Raw genomic sequence first — 16,888 nt, 5'->3', positions numbered from 1 at the left:
GCTCCCACAGTAATCAACACCCCCGAATTTCAAGAGAATCACCATGAGTGACTTGACCATCGTCCCCCTAAGCTCCGCCCTCGGCGCACAGATCAGCGGCATCGACATCAGCCAGCCGCTGAACCTGGAACAGCGCGATGCCATCGAACAGGCCCTGCTCAAGCATCAGGTGCTGTTCTTCCGCGACCAGCCGATCACGCCACAGCAACAGGCGCGATTCGCCGCGAATTTCGGCGACCTGCACATTCACCCGATCTACCCCAATGTGCCGGAACAACCGGAAGTGCTGATCCTCGACACCGCCGTCACCGACGTGCGCGACAACGCGATCTGGCACACCGACGTGACCTTCCTGCCGACCCCGGCCATGGGCGCGGTGCTCAGTGCCAAGCTGCTGCCGGAGTTTGGTGGCGACACGTTATGGGCCAGCGGAATTGCCGCCTATAAAGCCCTGTCGACGCCGCTGAAAACCTTGCTCGAAGGTCTGACCGCCACCCATGACTTCACCCGTTCGTTTCCGCTGGAGCGCTATGGCAACACGCCCCAGGCACTGGCCCAATGGGAAGAAGCACGGCGCAAGAATCCGCCGCTGTCGCACCCGGTGATCCGCACGCACCCGGTAAGCGGGCGCCGCTCGCTGTTCGTCAACGAAGGTTTCACTTCGAAGATCAACGAGCTGTCGGAAACCGAGAGTGAGGCGATTCTGAAGTTCCTGTTCGCCCATTCAACGCGGCCGGAATTCACCATTCGCTGGCGCTGGCAGAAAGACGACATCGCATTCTGGGATAACCGCGTGACCCAGCATTACGCGGTGGATGACTACCGGCCGGCGCGGCGGGTGATGCAGCGGGCGACGGTGTTGGGGGATGTGCCTTTCTTTCGTTGAACAGCCAGTTTTTGTACTGACCTTGATGGCCCCATCGCGAGCAAGCTCGCTCCCACAGGTTCGGCGGTGTTCACAGGCTTTGTGTACGACACGGGGAGCGAGCTTGCTCGCGATGGGGACGGAACTGACGCCGACAAGTTACTCCGCCGTCGAAGGCTTCTCCCAAAGATTGATCCCGCCCTCCTGGGCAAACCGGTCAATCTCCGCCAGTTCCTCTGCACTAAAGCTCAGGTTCTTCAACGCCCCGACGTTATCGATGATCTGCTCCGGCCGGCTTGCGCCAATCAAGGCCGAAGTGACCCGAGGATCGCGCAGGGTCCAGGCCAGCGCCAGTTGCGCCAGGCTCTGGCCACGACGCCTGGCGATTTCGTTGAGTGCCCGCACCTGGGCGATGTTGGCCTCGGACAAGTGCGATGCCTGCAACGAACCACCGCCCGGACGATTGACCCGTGCATCCGTCGGCACGCCGTTGAGGTATTTATCGGTCAGCAATCCCTGCGCCAGCGGCGTGAAGGCAATCACGCCCGTGCCGAGTTCGTCGGTGGTATCCAGCAAGTCTTTTTCAACCCAGCGATTGAGCAGGTTGTAGGCCGGTTGGTGAATCAGCAGCGGCACTTTCCACTCTTTGAGCAACGCCGCCATTTCGCGGGTTTTCACCCCGGAATAGGACGAAATGCCGATGTACAGCGCCTTGCCCTGCTGCACCGCAGTGGCCAGTGCGCTGGCGGTTTCTTCCAGCGGGGTGTCCGGATCGAAGCGGTGGGAATAAAAGATGTCGACGTAGTCCACACCCAGGCGTTGCAGGCTCTGGTCGAGGCTGGCCAGCACGTACTTGCGCGAACCGCCGCCCTGACCGTAAGGGCCGGGCCACATGTCCCAACCGGCCTTGCTGGAAATGATCAGCTCGTCGCGGTACTGCTTGAAGTCTTCGCGCAGTAAACGGCCGAAGTTGATCTCGGCGCTGCCATACGGCGGGCCGTAGTTGTTGGCCAGGTCGAAATGGTTGATGCCCAGATCGAATGCCGTGCGCAACAACGCGCGCTGGGTATCGATCGGCGTGCTGTCGCCGAAGTTGTGCCACAGGCCCAACGACAGCGCCGGCAGCACCAAGCCGCTGCGGCCCACGCGACGGTAAGGGATGGAGTCGTAGCGGTTTTCGGCAGCGGTGTAAGTCATCGAGTCCTCTCTTGTCTGTCTTGAATCTGGTATCGACTGCTTTGCCAGTCGCACAGCATACGCCCGGACAAACGCCAGAAAACCCCGGATTCGACTAATGGCTGAAACGTTTCATATGCTTCCCCACTTACCAGCTACCGGGCCTGCGCAAACACCTCTCCCAACCAATCCACAAATACCCGAACCCGTGGCGACATGTGTCGATTGTGTGGATAAAGCACTGACACCGGCATTGGCGGTGGCGGTGTCTCGGTGAGGATTTCCTTCACCAGCCCCTGGGCGATCTGCGTTTCCATCCGGTAATGCGGGCACTGGATCAAGCCCAGTCCGGCGATGGCCGAGGCTGCGTAGATTTCGGCGCCGAACACCGAAACGGCGCCATCGATGGTCACTTCCCTGAGTTCGCCGTCCACCATGAATTCGAACGGGAACAACTTGGCGGTGGTGCGTGAGACGTAGTTCACCGCGCGGTGGTTCTTCAGGTCGTCGAGGCTTTTGGGCTCGCCGTTCTTACGCAGATAGGCAGGGCTGGCGCAGGTGATCTGGCGTAGGTTGGCGACACGTTTTCCGATCAGCGCGGAGTCGCTCAAAGTGCCGGCGCGCAGCACACAGTCGACGCCTTCGGCGATCAGGTCGACAAAGCGGTCAGCCTCGCTGATGGACAGCTCGATGTCGGGATAACGCGCCATGAATTGTGGCAAAGCCGGGATCACGAAGTGCTTGGCCAATGTCCCGTGCAAGTCCACCCGCAACCGCCCCTTCGGTGCCACACCGCGAAACGCCAATTCCGCTTCTTCCAGCTCTGCCAGCAGTTGCACGCAACGCAGGTAGTACGCCTCGCCATCCAGCGTCGGACGCACTTTACGCGTGCTGCGCTCCAACAAACGCGTACCCAGCCAGGCCTCAAACTGATTCAAGGTGTGGGTCAGCGTCGCGCGAGGCAGGTTCAGGTCATCGGCAGCCTGCGTGAAGCTGCTGCGCTCGTAGATCCGCACAAAAACCCTCATCGCTTTGACTTGGTCCACAGCTCACTCCAGGCACTCGATTGTTGGCGATTATTGAACAGTCAAGGCAACTCTCGTGCATTTATCGCCCTGAGTAAACATGTGAAATTGGCTTCACACCCCATCAACAGGAACACCAACATGGCTCATCAGACTCCGAAAGTTGCCATCGTGACCGGCGCCTCCCGCGGCATTGGCGCGGTCATCGCCAAACAACTGGCCAGCGAAGGTTTCGCCGTTGCCATCAACTACGCCAGCAGCGCCACCGAAGCGTCGAAACTGGTGGTGGAGCTGCGTCAGGCCGGTTGCCAGGCCCTGGCGATCAAGGCCGATGTAGCCAACGCCGACGACGTACGCCGGATGTTCGACGAGGTTGAAACCCAGTTCGGCAAGGTCGATGTGTTGGTGAACAACGCCGGAACCCTCAAAGTGCTGCCGCTGGCGCAACACAGCGACGAACTGTTCGAGCAGAACTTCAACATCCACGCTCGCGGTACCTTCAATACCCTGCGTGAAGCGGCAACCCGCCTGAACAGCGGTGGCCGGATCATCAACTTCTCCAGCAGCACCGTCGGCATGAACCTGCCGGGCTACGCGGTGTACATCGCCAGCAAAGCGGCAGTGGAATCTCTGACCCAGGTATTCGCCAAGGAAATGCGCGGGCGCAACATCACCGTCAACGCGGTGGCTCCCGGGCCCGTGGCCACCGACTTGTTCCTGCATGGCAAGAGCGAAGAACAGATTCAGACCTTCGCCAAAATGGCGCCGCTGGAGCGTCTGGGGCAGCCGGAGGACATTTCCCGTGTCGTGTCGTTTCTGGCGGGGCCGGATTCAGGTTGGGTCAATGGGCAGATTTTGCGGGTGAATGGCGGGTTGGTTTAACTGAGTTCACACTGAGACCGCAGCGCCCCCAATCGCGAGCAAGCTCGCTCCCACAGGGGATCTCCTTTGAGCACAAATTTTGTGAGCAACCAAGATCAATGTGGGAGCGAGCTTGCTCGCGATGGCTGCCTCCAAAGCAATGCACATCTGAAGGGCGGGACAGTTCATGCACACCACCATCATCATCACCTTCGGCCTGATTCTCCTGGCGCTGATGCTCTACATCGGCGAGAAAGTCGGCTTCACCCGCCAGACCCTGGCCTACAGTTTTATCCTGCTGTGGCTGGCGCTAACGCTAATCAATGGCGCAGTCGGCATAGTGCATGCCGGCCAGCCATTGAGCAGCGAACTGGTGGTCGGTAGCGCCGTGTTCGGTGTCCCGGTGGCGGCGCTGGTGTTGTTCATGGTGTTGACCACCGAAACGTGAAGGCCTTGATCAACGCACCAGATGCAGGAACTGCATGTGCCGTTCGTACTGGTCGAGGATGTCGTTGATGATCTGTTCCTTGGAGTAACCCACCAGATCGTAATCCTGACTGCCCTCACTCAAATGCACTTCGGCCCGGTAGTAACGGCGATTGTTGAGTTGCTTGGAACCCATGCCGCCACGGGCGAACGATGGCGTGAAATAGCCGCGCATCTGCACCTGATAAACGAACGGATGCTGGTCGCCATGGCCGATTTCCAGGCTGACGCTGTCATTGGCCGGGTCCGGGTGTGTCGCTACGTGCAAACCCTTTTCGGTGAACACGGCAGACACTTCTTCAATCGCCGGACGCACCGTCGTATCGAGGAAACGGTAGACCTCATCCCGCGACGGGAAATGCACCGCCTGACTCAGGCGCTGGCGCCAACCGCCCCGCCGTGAACCGGACACCGGTGCCAAGGAATGCATCTGCGCAATTTGCTTCTGCGATTCCAGATAAAACGCCTTGTGCAGCCCCCACATCATCAACAGCAAGATCAGCGAGAACGGCAACGAGGTCAGGACCACCGCCGACTTCAACGCATCGATACTGCCGGAAAACAGCAGCGCGCTGGTCACCAATGCGGTCATCGCGCCCCAGAAAACCCGCAGCCATTTCGGCCCGTCTTCATCAGGATTTCCGCCCTTGGCGGACAGCGTCGACAGCACCACGGTGCCGGAGTCGGCGGAGGTGACGAAGAACACGAAGCTGATGAACACCGTGACCGCAATGACGGTTTTGCTCCACGGGTAGGTTTCCAGTAGCAGGTAGAGCGTCATCGACGGATTGTCGATGGCCGACATGCCGAGCGCGCTCATGCCGTGATTGAGCACTTGATCGATGGCGCTGTTGCCGAAGATCGACATCCACGCCAGGGTGAAGCCGAGCGGAATCAACAGCACGCCGAAGACGAACTCGCGGATGGTGCGACCACGGGAAATCCGAGCGATGAACAGGCCCACGAACGGTGACCATGCTATCCACCAGGCCCAGTAGAACACTGTCCAGCCGCCCAGCCAGTCGCTGGGTTTGTCGTAAGCGTAGAGGTCGAAACTCTTCATCGGCAAGGCGCCGAGGTAATCGCCAAGGTTCTGGATCAGGGTGTTGAGCAGGTGCTGCGTGGGGCCGGCGAACAACACGAACAGCAGTAGCGCACAGGCCAGCAGCATGTTGATGTCGGACATGACCCGCACACCCTTGTCGACGCCGGATACGGCAACGATGATCGCAGCGCCCATCATCAAGGTGATCAGGCCGACCTGAACCCATTGGGTATGGGCGATGCCGAACAGGTAGTCCAGGCCCGAGTTGAGGTGCAACACACCGAAGCCCATATCGGCACCGAGGCCGAACACCGTGGCAATGATGCCGAAACCATCCACCGCGTAGCCGATGGGGCCATTGATGCGCTTGCCGATCAGCGGATACAGCGCCGAGCGCAGGGCCAGTGGCAGGTTATGCCGGTAGGCAAAGTAGGCCAGCGCCATGCCGACAAAGGCGAACACGCCCCAGCCATGCAGGCCCCAGTGCAGAAACAGAATCTGCATCGCCTGGCGCGCAGCATCTGCCGTACCGGCCTCGCCCTGGGGCGGTTTCAGCATGTGGGTCAGCGGCTCGGACACACAGAAGAAAAACAGGGTGATGCTGATCCCGGCGGCGAACAGCATGCCGGCCCAGGACAAATAACTGAATTCGGGTTCGTCGTGGTCGGCACCGAGCTTGATCTTGCCGTAGCCGGACAAGGCGGTGACCACCACGAAGACCAGATACAGGGTCATCGCCAGCAGGTAATACCAGCCGACCGTGTTGGCCGCCCAGTTTTGCGCCGCCAGCAACCAGGCACCGGCCTGCTCGGGCATGGCGATGACAACGACACCAAACAACAGAATGAAGCTTGCCGAGAACCAGAACACCGGCGGATTCATGCGGATCAGGCCGCTTGGAGGGATGGACGATGCACTCATGTTCGGTGCACCTCGAAGGGGTAAAACGTGGCTGTAGAAATCGGACTCAGCAAAGGCAAGCCTCCTGTTGTGAGCGGGCAGCGAACCGCCGGTTTAACTTGAATGAACGTTCAAGTTAAACATGGATAGGGGGCTAAGGACTAATCGCAGGGCTCGGCGGTACTGGTATTACGCTAGCTCAAGGGAGGGTTCGGCGCAGGATCAGATCAGGGCCACTGGTTCGATTCGGCTTGAAATCCAATCGCGAGCACGCTCGCTCCCACAGTTGACCGCGTCCCCCTGTGGGAGCGAGCTTGCTCGCGATGAGGTCTGAGAAATCAGTGGAGATTTAGAGGCCTACTTCTGCGCCCCATCATCATGCTGCAGATTTGCCTGGGTCAGGTTGCTGCCCGCCGGCACGCTGCGGGTCAGCCAGACGTTGCCGCCGATGGTCGAACCCTGGCCGATGGTGATCCGCCCCAGAATCGTCGCCCCGGCATAAATCACCACGTCATCCTCGACTATCGGGTGTCGTGGCTGGCCTTTCTGCAACTGACCGTCTTCGTCCGCCGGGAAGCGCTTGGCGCCCAAAGTCACCGCCTGATAGATCCGCACGCGCTCGCCGATGATCGCAGTTTCGCCAATCACCACACCCGTCCCGTGGTCGATGAAGAAACTGCGGCCGATCTGCGCTCCAGGGTGAATGTCGATGCCGGTGGCCGAGTGAGCGATTTCCGCGCTGATCCGCGCCAGCAGCGGCAACCCGGCGCGATACAAATGGTGGGCCAGACGATGGTGAATCACCGCCAGAATCCCCGGGTAGCACAACAGCACTTCATCGACACTGCGCGCCGCCGGGTCACCGTGATAGGCAGCCAATACGTCAGTGTCCAACAGGCTGCGCAACCCTGGCAACGCGAGGGCGAAGTCCTGAATGATCTGGATGGTTTTGGCTTCGACTTCAGTCTCGGCCTGGGCACTGTGGCGCGCGGCGTAGCGCAATTCGAGCCGCGCTTGGGCCAACAGCGCATTCAGCGCCACATCGAGGGTGTGGCCGACGTAGAAATCTTCGCTCTCTTCGCGCAGGTCAACCGGCCCCAGGCGCATCGGGAACAACGCACCGCACAGCGCTTCGAGAATCTCCGCCATGGCTGCGCGGGACGGCAATTCGCGACCGCCCTGCTCGCCGCTGGCCCGGCCGTTTTGTGCACGCCACTGTTCACGTGCCGTGCGCAGCTGGCTGACGATGGTCTGCAATTGCCAATGGCTGGAACGCTCACTCACGGTAAAAACTCCTCACGGGCGGCCGGACTGTCTGGCCGCACTGACGGCGATTACTTTACGGCAAGGGTCGCGAGGCAAATTAAGAACCAATAGTGCTGTGCTCAGTTCGATTGGCTATAAGCGATTGACGGTTGCCCCGGCTTTTGGGCGTGCCTATAGTCCTGAGATCTTCAACCGCCAGTATGGACTCATGATCAAACAACAGCTCGCCCGCTTTAACCGCCTCGACCTGCTCGGTCAGCCCACCGCCCTGGAAAAACTCGAACGCCTGTCGACCTGGCTGGGCCGCGACCTGTACGTCAAGCGCGATGACCTGACGCCGTTGGCGATGGGCGGCAACAAGCTGCGCAAACTCGAATACCTGGCCGCCGATGCCTTGGCCCAGGGTGCCGACACCTTGATCACCGCGGGGGCTCTGCAGTCGAACCACGTGCGCCAGACAGCTGCCATTGCCGCAAAGTTGGGTCTGGGCTGCGTAGCCCTTCTGGAAAATCCTCTCGGTACTGACGACAGCAATTACACCGGCAACGGCAACCGCCTGCTGCTCGACCTGTTCGATGCCAAAGTCGAACTGGTGGAAAACCTCGACAACGCCGACGAGCAACTGCAAGCCCTGGCCAACCGACTGTGCAGCAACGGCAAGAAGCCGTACCTGGTGCCGATCGGTGGTTCCAATGCCTTGGGCGCCCTGGGTTACGTACGCGCCGGGCTGGAACTGGCCGAGCAGATCAAAGACACCGGCCTGAAGTTCGCCGCCGTGGTCCTGGCCTCGGGCAGCGCCGGTACCCACAGCGGCCTGGCACTGGCCTTGAGTGAAGCGCTGCCGGATCTGCCAGTGATTGGCGTGACGGTTTCGCGCAGCGATGAAGATCAGCGACCAAAGGTTCAAGGTCTGGCCGAACGCACCGCCGAGTTGCTGGGCGTCAGCCTGCCGGAGGCTTTCAAGGTCGAGTTGTGGGATGAGTATTTCGCTCCGCGTTATGGCGAGCCGAATGCCGGCACACTGGCAGCGGTGAAGCTGCTGGCGAGTCAGGAAGGCTTGCTGCTGGACCCGGTCTACACTGGCAAGGCCATGGCGGGCTTGCTGGACGGTATCGGCCGTCAGCGTTTCAACGAGGGGCCGATTATCTTCCTGCACACCGGCGGGGCACCGGCGCTGTTTGCCTACAAGGATTTCCTGTAGGAGCGAGCTTGCTCGCGATGGACGACAGGGCACCGCGGGGTGTCAGGTTGCAAGCGTTATCGTTGACGACCATCGCGAGCAAGCTCGCTCCCACAGTAAAAACACAAGCTATTCCAAAATGGAATAACCAGAAGATTAATTATTATTTTCCAATCTAAAAACGCCATCATATAGTCATGCTACAGGCGAATTTCCCGAGAGACGCATTCGCTGCTTTAAGGCAGGATAGCGCTGTCGCTTAATTCCCGATTTCGCCAAATTTTCGCAAAAGCGTCTTCCATAAGAAAACACAGGGGCTTGTCATGAATTTTTCCGCACTACGTCGCAATCTGCTGGTGGGTTCGCTGGGCCTGGCACTGAGCGCCGGCCTGATTGGCCAGGCGGTTGCCGGTGAGCAACTGCAACAAATCAAGGACAAAGGCGTAATCAACGTCGGCCTGGAAGGCACCTACCCACCGTTCAGTTTCGTCGACGCCGACGGCAAACTGGCCGGCTTCGAAGTCGAGTTCTCCGAAGCCCTGGCCAAAGAGCTGGGCGTGAAGGTCAAGCTGCAACCGACCAAATGGGACGGCATCCTCGCGGCCCTGGAATCCAAGCGTCTGGACGCAGTGATCAACCAGGTGACCATCTCCGAAGAGCGCAAGAAGAAGTATGACTTCTCCGAGCCGTACACCGTTTCCGGTATTCAGGCGCTGGTGCTGACGAAGAAGGCCGCCGAGCTGAACATCAAGTCCGCCGCTGACCTGTCTGGCAAGAAAGTCGGCGTAGGCCTGGGCACCAACTACGAGCAGTGGGTGAAAGAAAATGTGCCCAAGGCTGACGTCCGCACCTACGAAGATGATCCGACCAAGTTCCAGGACCTGCGTGTCGGCCGCATCGACGCCATTCTGATCGACCGCCTGGCCGCGCTCGAATACGCCAAGAAAGCCAAGGACACCACCGCTGCCGGTGATGCGTTCTCCCGTCAGGAAGCCGGTATTGCCCTGCGCAAAGGCGAGCCTGAGCTGCTGGCAGCTGTGAACAAAGCCATCGACAAGCTGCGCGCCGACGGTACGCTGAAAAAGCTTTCGGAAAAATACTTCAGCGCTGACGTCACTCAATAATGGAAGAAGCTTTTCAACTCGCACTGGACTCCGCGCCCTTTCTGCTCAAGGGCGCGTATTACACGGTCATCCTCAGCCTGGGCGGGATGTTCTTCGGCCTGGTGATGGGGTTCGGTCTGGCGCTGATGCGCCTGTCGCGCTTCAAACTGGTGAGCTGGATCGCCCGCATCTACGTGTCGTTCTTTCGCGGCACGCCGTTGCTGGTGCAACTGTTCGTGATCTATTACGGCTTGCCGCAATTGGGTCTGGAACTGGATCCGCTGCCAGCGGCCCTGATCGGCTTCTCGCTGAACATGGCCGCCTACGCCTGTGAAATCCTGCGTGCCGCGATCAGCTCCATCGAGCGTGGCCAGTGGGAAGCGGCTGCCAGTATCGGCATGACCCGCGCGCAGACTCTGCGCCGGGCCATCCTGCCGCAGGCGATGCGCACCGCATTGCCGCCACTGGGCAACAGCTTCATTTCGCTGGTCAAGGACACCGCGCTGGCCGCTACCATCCAGGTGCCGGAACTGTTCCGTCAGGCGCAGCTGATCACCGCCCGCACCTTCGAAATCTTCACCATGTATCTTGCCGCCGCACTGATCTACTGGGTCCTGGCCACGGTGCTGTCGCACCTGCAGAACCAGCTGGAAGCGCGGGTCAATCGGCACGACCAGGAGTCCTGACCCGATGATTGTCGTGGAAAAACTGACAAAGCAGTTCAAGGGTCAAGTCGTGCTCAACGGCATCGATCTTGAGGTCAAGGAAGGCGAGGTGGTCGCGATCATCGGCCCTAGCGGTTCGGGCAAGACCACCTTCCTGCGCTGCCTGAATTTTCTGGAAGAACCCACCAGCGGCCGGATCAAGGTCGGCGATATCGAGGTCGATACCAGCCGTCCCCTGAACCAGCAGCAGAGCCTGGTGCGGCGTTTGCGCCAGCACGTAGGTTTCGTGTTCCAGAACTTCAACCTGTTCCCCCATCGCACCGCCCTGGAAAACGTCATCGAAGGCCCGATCGTGGTCAAGAAGACCCCACATGCCGACGCCGTTGCCCTGGGTAAGAAGCTCTTGGCCAAGGTCGGCCTGGCGGGCAAGGAGGACGCTTACCCGCGTCGCCTCTCCGGTGGCCAGCAACAGCGCGTGGCGATTGCCCGGGCGCTGGCGATGGAGCCGGAAGTGATCCTGTTCGATGAGCCGACCTCGGCCCTCGACCCGGAGCTGGTGGGCGAGGTATTGGCGACCATCCGCGGCCTGGCCGAAGAGAAGCGCACCATGGTGATCGTTACCCACGAAATGGGCTTTGCCCGGGACGTGGCCAACCGTGTGGTGTTTTTCGACAAGGGTGTGATCGTCGAGCAAGGCGAAGCGAAGGCATTGTTTGCCAACCCGAAAGAGGAGCGGACAAAACAGTTTCTCAGCAAGTTCCTGAATAACGCCCACAACTAACAACCCTGCTCAACAATGGTCATCTTCCATGGACGGAAGTGACACCCCCGAAAAAACACCTCATCAATACCAAACTAAACCCATCTATTCCATATACATATTTTGTACGCGCGCGCGGTACATATATATGCATCGCAACAATTAACCCCCCTATCTCCACCATGTTCCTTTCGCAGCACCTGGCCAACAACGCCCGCCGAGCCGCCCGACTTCAGCCACTTTCAGCGGACAAATTCGACGCAGCGGCATGGTTTACTTACTTTGCGCCGTAGGAACTTTCTGAATAACATCACGCATCACCCACAACTAATAAATCTTATTGACACTTGCTCCCCCTGACTCTTATCTAGTCTCCGACCAACATCACTCTTCACGCCAAACTCATTATTTCAATTAAAAATAATGAATGGTTTTGCTGTTCGATATTTAGTTTTTGAATTCCCAGAAACGGACTTCGCTGCAAGACTTCAAGGAGACTTCATGAAAAGCACCTCGAACAAATCCGCGCTTGTGGCCCCGACCTTGGCGCAATCCAACAAGACCGGCATCAACGTCACTTGCGCGGCGCACCTGCTGATCGATGTGGCGCCCTACCCCGCCATGGACGAAGGTGACCTGATCGAACTGTTCTGGGACAACTGCTACGTGGCCTCCCGCGTGCTGACGGCCAGCGCTGTCGGCCAACCGGTGCAGCTGCGGGTGCCTGAAAGTTTTGTCGCCAACGGGACCTCGCGCATTCACTACCGGGTCATGCAGGTGGGTCGAGACCCGGTGATTTCGGCCAGCCGAAACGTGCAGATCAAACTCGACTGCCCAGGCGGCCAACCCTCCGCGCTGTGCGGCGATGAAAACCAGTGCCTGGCACCGGTGAGCATTCCCGAGGCGATTCGCCGTCAGGGGGTCAATCCGAGCCAGGTCAAGCGCGGTGTTCCCTTGACCATCGAGCCGTACCTGAACATGGCCGTCGACGACGAAATCACCCTGCGCTGGGGCGATGTGCGCATGGATCTGCCACGGCTCAAGGCCACCGATGTGGGTCAGCCGATTCAGGTCTGGATACCGCCGGCCATCATCCTCGAAGCCGGTGAAGACCTGCGGCTGGAAGTGACGTACTGCATTCTCGACCGGGTGGGAAACAACTCCCGCTGGGCGCCAGCCCGTACGCTGAAAATCGGTTGCGCCAATCCTTATCTGAAAGTCCCCCCGAAAAAAGTGCTCAAGGCCGCCGAACCCCGCAAGCAATGAATACCGCTTCTGTGGCGAGGGGGCTTGCCCCCGTTGGGGTGCGAAGCGCCCCCAAAACCCTGCAATTGAGTCCATTCAAATAAATCGTGGAGAAAGGTTTTGCGACTGCTGCGCAGTCGAACGGGGGCAAGCCCCCTCGCCACAGGGATTGCGCTCTCCCTCGAGAACACCCTTCTATACATATTCCTAAAAGTTAGTTCATAAAATATTTATACACGTTTAGGGTATATACACCGGACCACCGGACATCCTTGTTTTCATGCGCCGCCACAAGCGGCGCTTCCATAAGATGTGAGGTAGGTATGGTCCGGAACACAATCACCCCAGTGCAGATCGCCAGGGCATTGCGTGCAGCCAAGGAGCGGCACTGATGTCCAGTCTGGCAGATGCAATCGTCCAGAGTGACCTGGACATCGCCCCGCTGTTGTTGCCCGCACAAATCTTGCGCAACGACGCTCAAGCCATCAAGGCGGCCCACGAACTGGCGCAAGTCGCCCGCCAGCAAGCAGCCAAACGAGACCAGCAGCGCAAGCTCCCATGGTCGGAAATCGAGCAGTTCACCCGCAGCGGCCTGGGCAGTATTTCCATCCCCCGCGAGTACGGTGGCCCGCAGGTTTCGTTCGTCACCCTGGCCGAGGTCTTCGCGATCATTTCCGCCGCCGACCCGGCGCTTGGGCAGATCCCGCAAAACCAGTTCGGCATTCTTAACCTAGTGCTCGGCAGCGCCACCGAAGCGCAGAAACAACAACTGTTCAAAAGCGTCCTGGAAGGCTGGCGCATCGGCAATGCCGGGCCGGAACGCGGCACCAAAAACACCCTGGAACTGAAGGCGCGCATCACCGCTGACGGCGTCCTCAATGGCCAGAAGTTCTATTCCACCGGCGCACTGTTCGCTCATTGGGTCGCGGTCAAAGCGCTGAACGACGATGGCAAGCAGGTGCTGGCGTTCATCCGTCGTGGCACACCGGGATTGCGCATTGTCGATGACTGGTCCGGTTTTGGTCAGCGCACCACCGCCAGCGGCACGATTTTGCTCAACAACGTGCAGGCCGATCCCGAACTGGTGGTGGATAACTGGCGGATCAACGACACGCCGAACATCCAGGGTGCCGTCTCGCAGCTGATTCAAGCGGCCATCGACGCCGGCATCGCCCGAGGCGCCATCGACGACGCCATCGACTTCGTGAAAACCCGCGCCCGGCCATGGATCGACGCCAAGGTCGAGCGGGCCAGTGATGACCTGTACGTGATCGCCGATATCGGCAGGTTGAAAATCGAACTGCACGCCGCCGAAGCACTGCTGCGCAAGGCCGGGCAAGTGCTCGATGACGTCAGCGCCGCACCACTCACCGCCGAGTCCGCCGCCCGCGCCTCGATTGCCGTGGCCGAAGCCAAAGTGCTGACCACCGAGATTTCGTTGCTGGCCAGCGAAAAGCTGCTCGAACTGGCCGGCAGCCGCGCGACCCTCGCCGAATTCAACCTCGACCGTCACTGGCGCAACGCCCGGGTGCACACCCTGCACGACCCGGTGCGCTGGAAGTATCACGCGGTCGGCGCCTATCGCCTCAACGGCACGCTGCCTAATCGCCATTCCTGGATCTGACGACCAGACATCTGGAGAAACATATGACAAGTTCTCACCACGTCGCGGTCATCGCCAGCGATGAACAAGCGCTGATCGTCGCCAGCGACCTTGCCGAAGACTTCAAACGCGACAGCGCCACACGCGACCGTTTACGCCGCTTGCCACACCCGGAACTGGAAGTGTTTTCCCGATCGGGCCTGTGGGGCATCAGCGTGCCGAAAGAGTATGGCGGCGCCGGCGTTTCCAACGTCACCCTGGCCAAGGTCATCGCCTTGATCGCCCGGGCCGACGGCTCCCTGGGGCAGATCCCGCAAAACCATTTCTATGCCCTCGAAGTACTGCGGGTGAACGGCAGCCACGAGCAGAAGCAACGCCTGTACGCCGAGGTTTTGGCCGGTCAACGCTTCGGCAATGCGTTGGCCGAACTCGGCACTAAAACCGCACACGATCGCGTCACGAGCCTGACTCGCGACGCCAGCGGCTATCGCATCAACGGTCGCAAGTTCTACGCCACGGGCGCGATCTACGCCCAGCGCATTCCCACCTCGGTGGTGGATGAAAACGGCGTGCAGCAACTGGCGTTCGTCCCGCGCAACAGCAAGGGCCTGAGCGTGATCGACGACTGGAGCGGCTTCGGCCAGCGCACCACCGGCAGCGGTTCGGTGGTGTTCGAAGATGTCTACGTCGCAGCCGAAGATGTGATCCCCTTTCAAAGCGCTTTCGAGCGCCCGACTCCGGTCGGCCCGCTGGCGCAGATTCTCCATGCCGCCATCGACACCGGCATCGCCCGCGCCGCGTATGAAGATGCGCTGCATTTCGTGCGCACGAAAACCCGGCCCTGGATCGACGCCACCCACGAAAAAGCCACGGACGATCCGCTGACCCTCAAGAGCTTCGGCCACCTGAGCATTCGCCTGCACGCCGCCGAGGCGCTGCTGGAACGTGCCGGTGAATTCCTCGACAAGGCCCAGGCCGACACGAATGCCGAGACCGTCGCGGCCACCTCGATTGCCGTCGCCGAAGCACGCGCCCTCAGCACCGAAATCTCCCTGGCCGCCGGCAGCACACTGTTCGAACTGGCCGGCAGCCAGGCGACCCTGATTGAGCACAGCCTGGATCGCCACTGGCGCAACGCCCGGGTGCACACCCTGCACGACCCGGTGCGCTGGAAGTACCACGCTGTCGGCAATTACTACCTCAACGATGAAAACCCGCCACTGCGGGGGACCATTTGATGACCGCCGCGAAAAAGAAGATCCTGCTCAACGCGTTCAACATGAACTGCATCGGGCACATCAACCACGGTTTGTGGACGCACCCGCGCGACACATCAACCCGCTACAACACCCTCGAGTACTGGACCGAACTGGCGCAGCTGCTGGAGCGCGGGCTGTTCGACGGTCTGTTCATCGCCGACATCGTCGGGGTCTACGACGTCTACCAGAACTCGGTGGACGTGCCGTTGAAAGAGTCGATCCAGTTGCCGGTCAACGATCCGCTGCTGCTGGTCTCGGCCATGGCGGCGGTGACGAAAAACCTCGGTTTCGGCCTGACCGCCAACCTCACCTACGAAGCGCCGTATCTGTTCGCCCGCCGCCTGTCGACCTTGGATCACCTGAGCCGTGGGCGGGTCGGCTGGAACATCGTCACCGGCTATCTCGACAGCGCCGCCAAGGCCATGGGCCTGAGCGAACAAGTCGAGCATGACCGTCGTTATGACCAGGCCGACGAGTACCTGGAGGTGCTTTACAAACTCCTGGAAGGCAGTTGGGAAAACGGCGCGGTGCTCAACGATCCACGGCAACGGATCTACGCGCAGCCGGACAAAGTGCACAAGGTCGAGCACAAGGGCGAGTTCTATCAGGTCGAGGGTTATCACCTGTGTGAACCCTCGCCCCAGCGCACGCCGGTGCTGTTCCAAGCCGGCAGCTCGGATCGCGGTTTGCTGTTCGCCGGGCGACATGCCGAATGCGTGTTCATCAGCGGCCAGACCAAGGCATCGACCAAGGCGCAGGTGGACAAGGTGCGCGCCAGCGCCGTCGAAGCGGGGCGCAATCCCGAGGACATCAAGGTGTTCATGGGCCTGAACGTGATCGTTGGCGCCACCGAGGAGCTGGCCTGGGCCAAGCACGCCGAGTACCTGAGCTACGCCAGTGCAGAGGCCGGCGTGGCGCACTTCTCGGCGTCCACCGGGATCGATTTTTCTCAGTACGAAATCGACGAGCCGATCCAGTACGTGAAGAGCAACGCCATCCAGTCCGCCACCAAGCATCTGCAAAACAACGACTGGACCCGACGCAAATTACTCGAACAACACGCCCTCGGCGGTCGCTACATCACCGTGGTCGGTTCACCGCAGCAAGTGGCGGATGAACTGGAATCGTGGATCGCCGAGACCGGGCTGGATGGCTTCAACCTGACCCGCATCGTCACGCCGGAAAGCTATGAGGACTTCATCGAGCTGGTGATCCCCGAGTTGCAACGGCGGGGCTCTTACAAGACCGCGTACGACGACGGGACCTTGCGCGAAAAGCTGTTTCAGCGGGAGGCGCATCTGCCTGAGCAACATACCGGCTCGACTTACCGACGCTAAAAGCATCGCGAGCAAGCTCGCTCCCACAGGGATTGTGTGAACACCCGAGATCCACTGTGGGAGCGAGCTTGCTCGCGATGAGGCCCGAACAGACACCACAAATTTAATGCAC

At 60.2% G+C, this 16,888-nt stretch carries 15 protein-coding genes; 11 read left to right on the top strand and 4 right to left on the bottom strand.

The annotated features are described in order from the left end of the window. Positions 1-43 precede the first annotated feature (43 nt). A complete protein-coding gene (tauD, locus tag ABIE16_RS26740; RefSeq protein ID WP_429522262.1) occupies positions 44-886 on the top strand; it encodes a taurine dioxygenase in 843 nt (280 codons plus the stop codon). Positions 887-1,024: 138 nt separating this feature from the next. Here tauD and mgrA read toward each other — a convergent pair whose 3' ends face one another. Together mgrA and ABIE16_RS26730 are read right to left on the bottom strand one after the other, a co-directional pair. Further along, positions 1,025-2,062, bottom strand: coding sequence for an L-glyceraldehyde 3-phosphate reductase (mgrA, locus tag ABIE16_RS26735; protein WP_429522261.1), 1,038 nt, complete (start codon positions 2,060-2,062; stop codon positions 1,025-1,027). 134 nt (positions 2,063-2,196) lie between these two features. Continuing rightward, positions 2,197-3,087, bottom strand: coding sequence for a LysR family transcriptional regulator (locus ABIE16_RS26730; protein ID WP_429522260.1), 891 nt, complete (start codon positions 3,085-3,087; stop codon positions 2,197-2,199). 120 nt (positions 3,088-3,207) lie between these two features. On the opposite strand from ABIE16_RS26730, the gene ABIE16_RS26725 reads away from it, so the two are divergent. Both ABIE16_RS26725 and ABIE16_RS26720 read left to right on the top strand, forming a co-directional pair. Then, positions 3,208-3,948 carry an SDR family oxidoreductase gene (locus tag ABIE16_RS26725; RefSeq protein ID WP_429522259.1) on the top strand — a complete coding sequence of 247 codons (741 nt, stop codon included), beginning with the start codon at positions 3,208-3,210 and terminating at the stop codon, positions 3,946-3,948. Positions 3,949-4,114: 166 nt separating this feature from the next. Continuing rightward, positions 4,115-4,375 (top strand): hypothetical protein, encoded by a 261-nt coding sequence (locus ABIE16_RS26720; protein WP_102670676.1) that lies wholly within the window; start codon positions 4,115-4,117, stop codon positions 4,373-4,375. Positions 4,376-4,384: 9 nt separating this feature from the next. Here ABIE16_RS26720 and betT read toward each other — a convergent pair whose 3' ends face one another. Beyond that, the gene (betT, locus tag ABIE16_RS26715; RefSeq protein ID WP_429522269.1) at positions 4,385-6,340 is read right to left on the bottom strand and encodes a choline transporter BetT; all 1,956 of its coding nucleotides are present in this window, start codon (positions 6,338-6,340) and stop codon (positions 4,385-4,387) included. Positions 6,341-6,715: 375 nt separating this feature from the next. Next, a complete protein-coding gene (epsC, locus tag ABIE16_RS26710; RefSeq protein WP_090452493.1) occupies positions 6,716-7,642 on the bottom strand; it encodes a serine O-acetyltransferase EpsC in 927 nt (308 codons plus the stop codon). Positions 7,643-7,832: 190 nt separating this feature from the next. On the opposite strand from epsC, the gene ABIE16_RS26705 reads away from it, so the two are divergent. The 8 genes from ABIE16_RS26705 (at position 7,833) to ABIE16_RS26670 (ending at position 16,776) form a co-directional block, all read left to right on the top strand. Beyond that, positions 7,833-8,825, top strand: a complete 993-nt coding sequence (locus tag ABIE16_RS26705; RefSeq protein ID WP_057712479.1) for a D-cysteine desulfhydrase — start codon at positions 7,833-7,835, stop codon at positions 8,823-8,825. A 302-nt stretch (positions 8,826-9,127) separates the two neighbouring features. Further along, positions 9,128-9,928 carry a cystine ABC transporter substrate-binding protein gene (gene tcyJ, locus ABIE16_RS26700; RefSeq protein WP_090452489.1) on the top strand — a complete coding sequence of 267 codons (801 nt, stop codon included), beginning with the start codon at positions 9,128-9,130 and terminating at the stop codon, positions 9,926-9,928. After that, the gene (tcyL, locus tag ABIE16_RS26695) at positions 9,928-10,593 is read left to right on the top strand and encodes a cystine ABC transporter permease (RefSeq protein ID WP_007983131.1); all 666 of its coding nucleotides are present in this window, start codon (positions 9,928-9,930) and stop codon (positions 10,591-10,593) included. Before tcyJ ends, tcyL begins: the two co-directional genes overlap by 1 nt. 4 nt (positions 10,594-10,597) lie before the next feature. Continuing rightward, positions 10,598-11,353 carry an L-cystine ABC transporter ATP-binding protein TcyN gene (tcyN, locus tag ABIE16_RS26690; RefSeq protein ID WP_108216113.1) on the top strand — a complete coding sequence of 252 codons (756 nt, stop codon included), beginning with the start codon at positions 10,598-10,600 and terminating at the stop codon, positions 11,351-11,353. 480 nt (positions 11,354-11,833) lie between these two features. Next, positions 11,834-12,598 (top strand): hypothetical protein, encoded by a 765-nt coding sequence (locus ABIE16_RS26685; protein ID WP_349734792.1) that lies wholly within the window; start codon positions 11,834-11,836, stop codon positions 12,596-12,598. A gap of 370 nt (positions 12,599-12,968) precedes the next feature. After that, complete coding sequence (locus tag ABIE16_RS26680; RefSeq protein ID WP_057712483.1) at positions 12,969-14,201, top strand: SfnB family sulfur acquisition oxidoreductase; 1,233 nt, start codon at positions 12,969-12,971, stop codon at positions 14,199-14,201. A gap of 23 nt (positions 14,202-14,224) precedes the next feature. After that, the gene (locus ABIE16_RS26675; RefSeq protein ID WP_429522258.1) at positions 14,225-15,418 is read left to right on the top strand and encodes an SfnB family sulfur acquisition oxidoreductase; all 1,194 of its coding nucleotides are present in this window, start codon (positions 14,225-14,227) and stop codon (positions 15,416-15,418) included. Next, a complete protein-coding gene (locus ABIE16_RS26670; RefSeq protein ID WP_223502496.1) occupies positions 15,418-16,776 on the top strand; it encodes an LLM class flavin-dependent oxidoreductase in 1,359 nt (452 codons plus the stop codon). The genes ABIE16_RS26675 and ABIE16_RS26670 overlap by 1 nt, the downstream gene beginning before the upstream one ends. Positions 16,777-16,888: the final 112 nt, after the last annotated feature.

Source organism: Pseudomonas sp. 2725, assembly GCF_050434585.1.
Lineage (GTDB): Bacteria > Pseudomonadota > Gammaproteobacteria > Pseudomonadales > Pseudomonadaceae > Aquipseudomonas > Aquipseudomonas jessenii.
The sequence above is the reverse complement of the archived record's forward strand: the minus strand, read 5'-3'. Positions and strand labels throughout refer to the sequence as shown.

What these genes read in the sequence shown, in the direction of transcription:
- tauD (WP_429522262.1), top strand. Translation starts at nt 44, where the DNA reads ATGAGTGACTTGACCATCGTCCCCCTAAGCTCCGCCCTCGGCGCACAG.
- betT (WP_429522269.1), bottom strand. Translation starts at nt 6,340, where the DNA reads ATGAATCCGCCGGTGTTCTGGTTCTCGGCAAGCTTCATTCTGTTGTTT.
- ABIE16_RS26680 (WP_057712483.1), top strand. Translation starts at nt 12,969, where the DNA reads ATGTCCAGTCTGGCAGATGCAATCGTCCAGAGTGACCTGGACATCGCC.
- ABIE16_RS26675 (WP_429522258.1), top strand. Translation starts at nt 14,225, where the DNA reads ATGACAAGTTCTCACCACGTCGCGGTCATCGCCAGCGATGAACAAGCG.
- ABIE16_RS26670 (WP_223502496.1), top strand. Translation starts at nt 15,418, where the DNA reads ATGACCGCCGCGAAAAAGAAGATCCTGCTCAACGCGTTCAACATGAAC.
- tcyJ (WP_090452489.1), top strand. Translation starts at nt 9,128, where the DNA reads ATGAATTTTTCCGCACTACGTCGCAATCTGCTGGTGGGTTCGCTGGGC.
- tcyL (WP_007983131.1), top strand. Translation starts at nt 9,928, where the DNA reads ATGGAAGAAGCTTTTCAACTCGCACTGGACTCCGCGCCCTTTCTGCTC.
- mgrA (WP_429522261.1), bottom strand. Translation starts at nt 2,062, where the DNA reads ATGACTTACACCGCTGCCGAAAACCGCTACGACTCCATCCCTTACCGT.
- ABIE16_RS26685 (WP_349734792.1), top strand. Translation starts at nt 11,834, where the DNA reads ATGAAAAGCACCTCGAACAAATCCGCGCTTGTGGCCCCGACCTTGGCG.
- ABIE16_RS26725 (WP_429522259.1), top strand. Translation starts at nt 3,208, where the DNA reads ATGGCTCATCAGACTCCGAAAGTTGCCATCGTGACCGGCGCCTCCCGC.
- ABIE16_RS26705 (WP_057712479.1), top strand. Translation starts at nt 7,833, where the DNA reads ATGATCAAACAACAGCTCGCCCGCTTTAACCGCCTCGACCTGCTCGGT.
- tcyN (WP_108216113.1), top strand. Translation starts at nt 10,598, where the DNA reads ATGATTGTCGTGGAAAAACTGACAAAGCAGTTCAAGGGTCAAGTCGTG.
- ABIE16_RS26720 (WP_102670676.1), top strand. Translation starts at nt 4,115, where the DNA reads ATGCACACCACCATCATCATCACCTTCGGCCTGATTCTCCTGGCGCTG.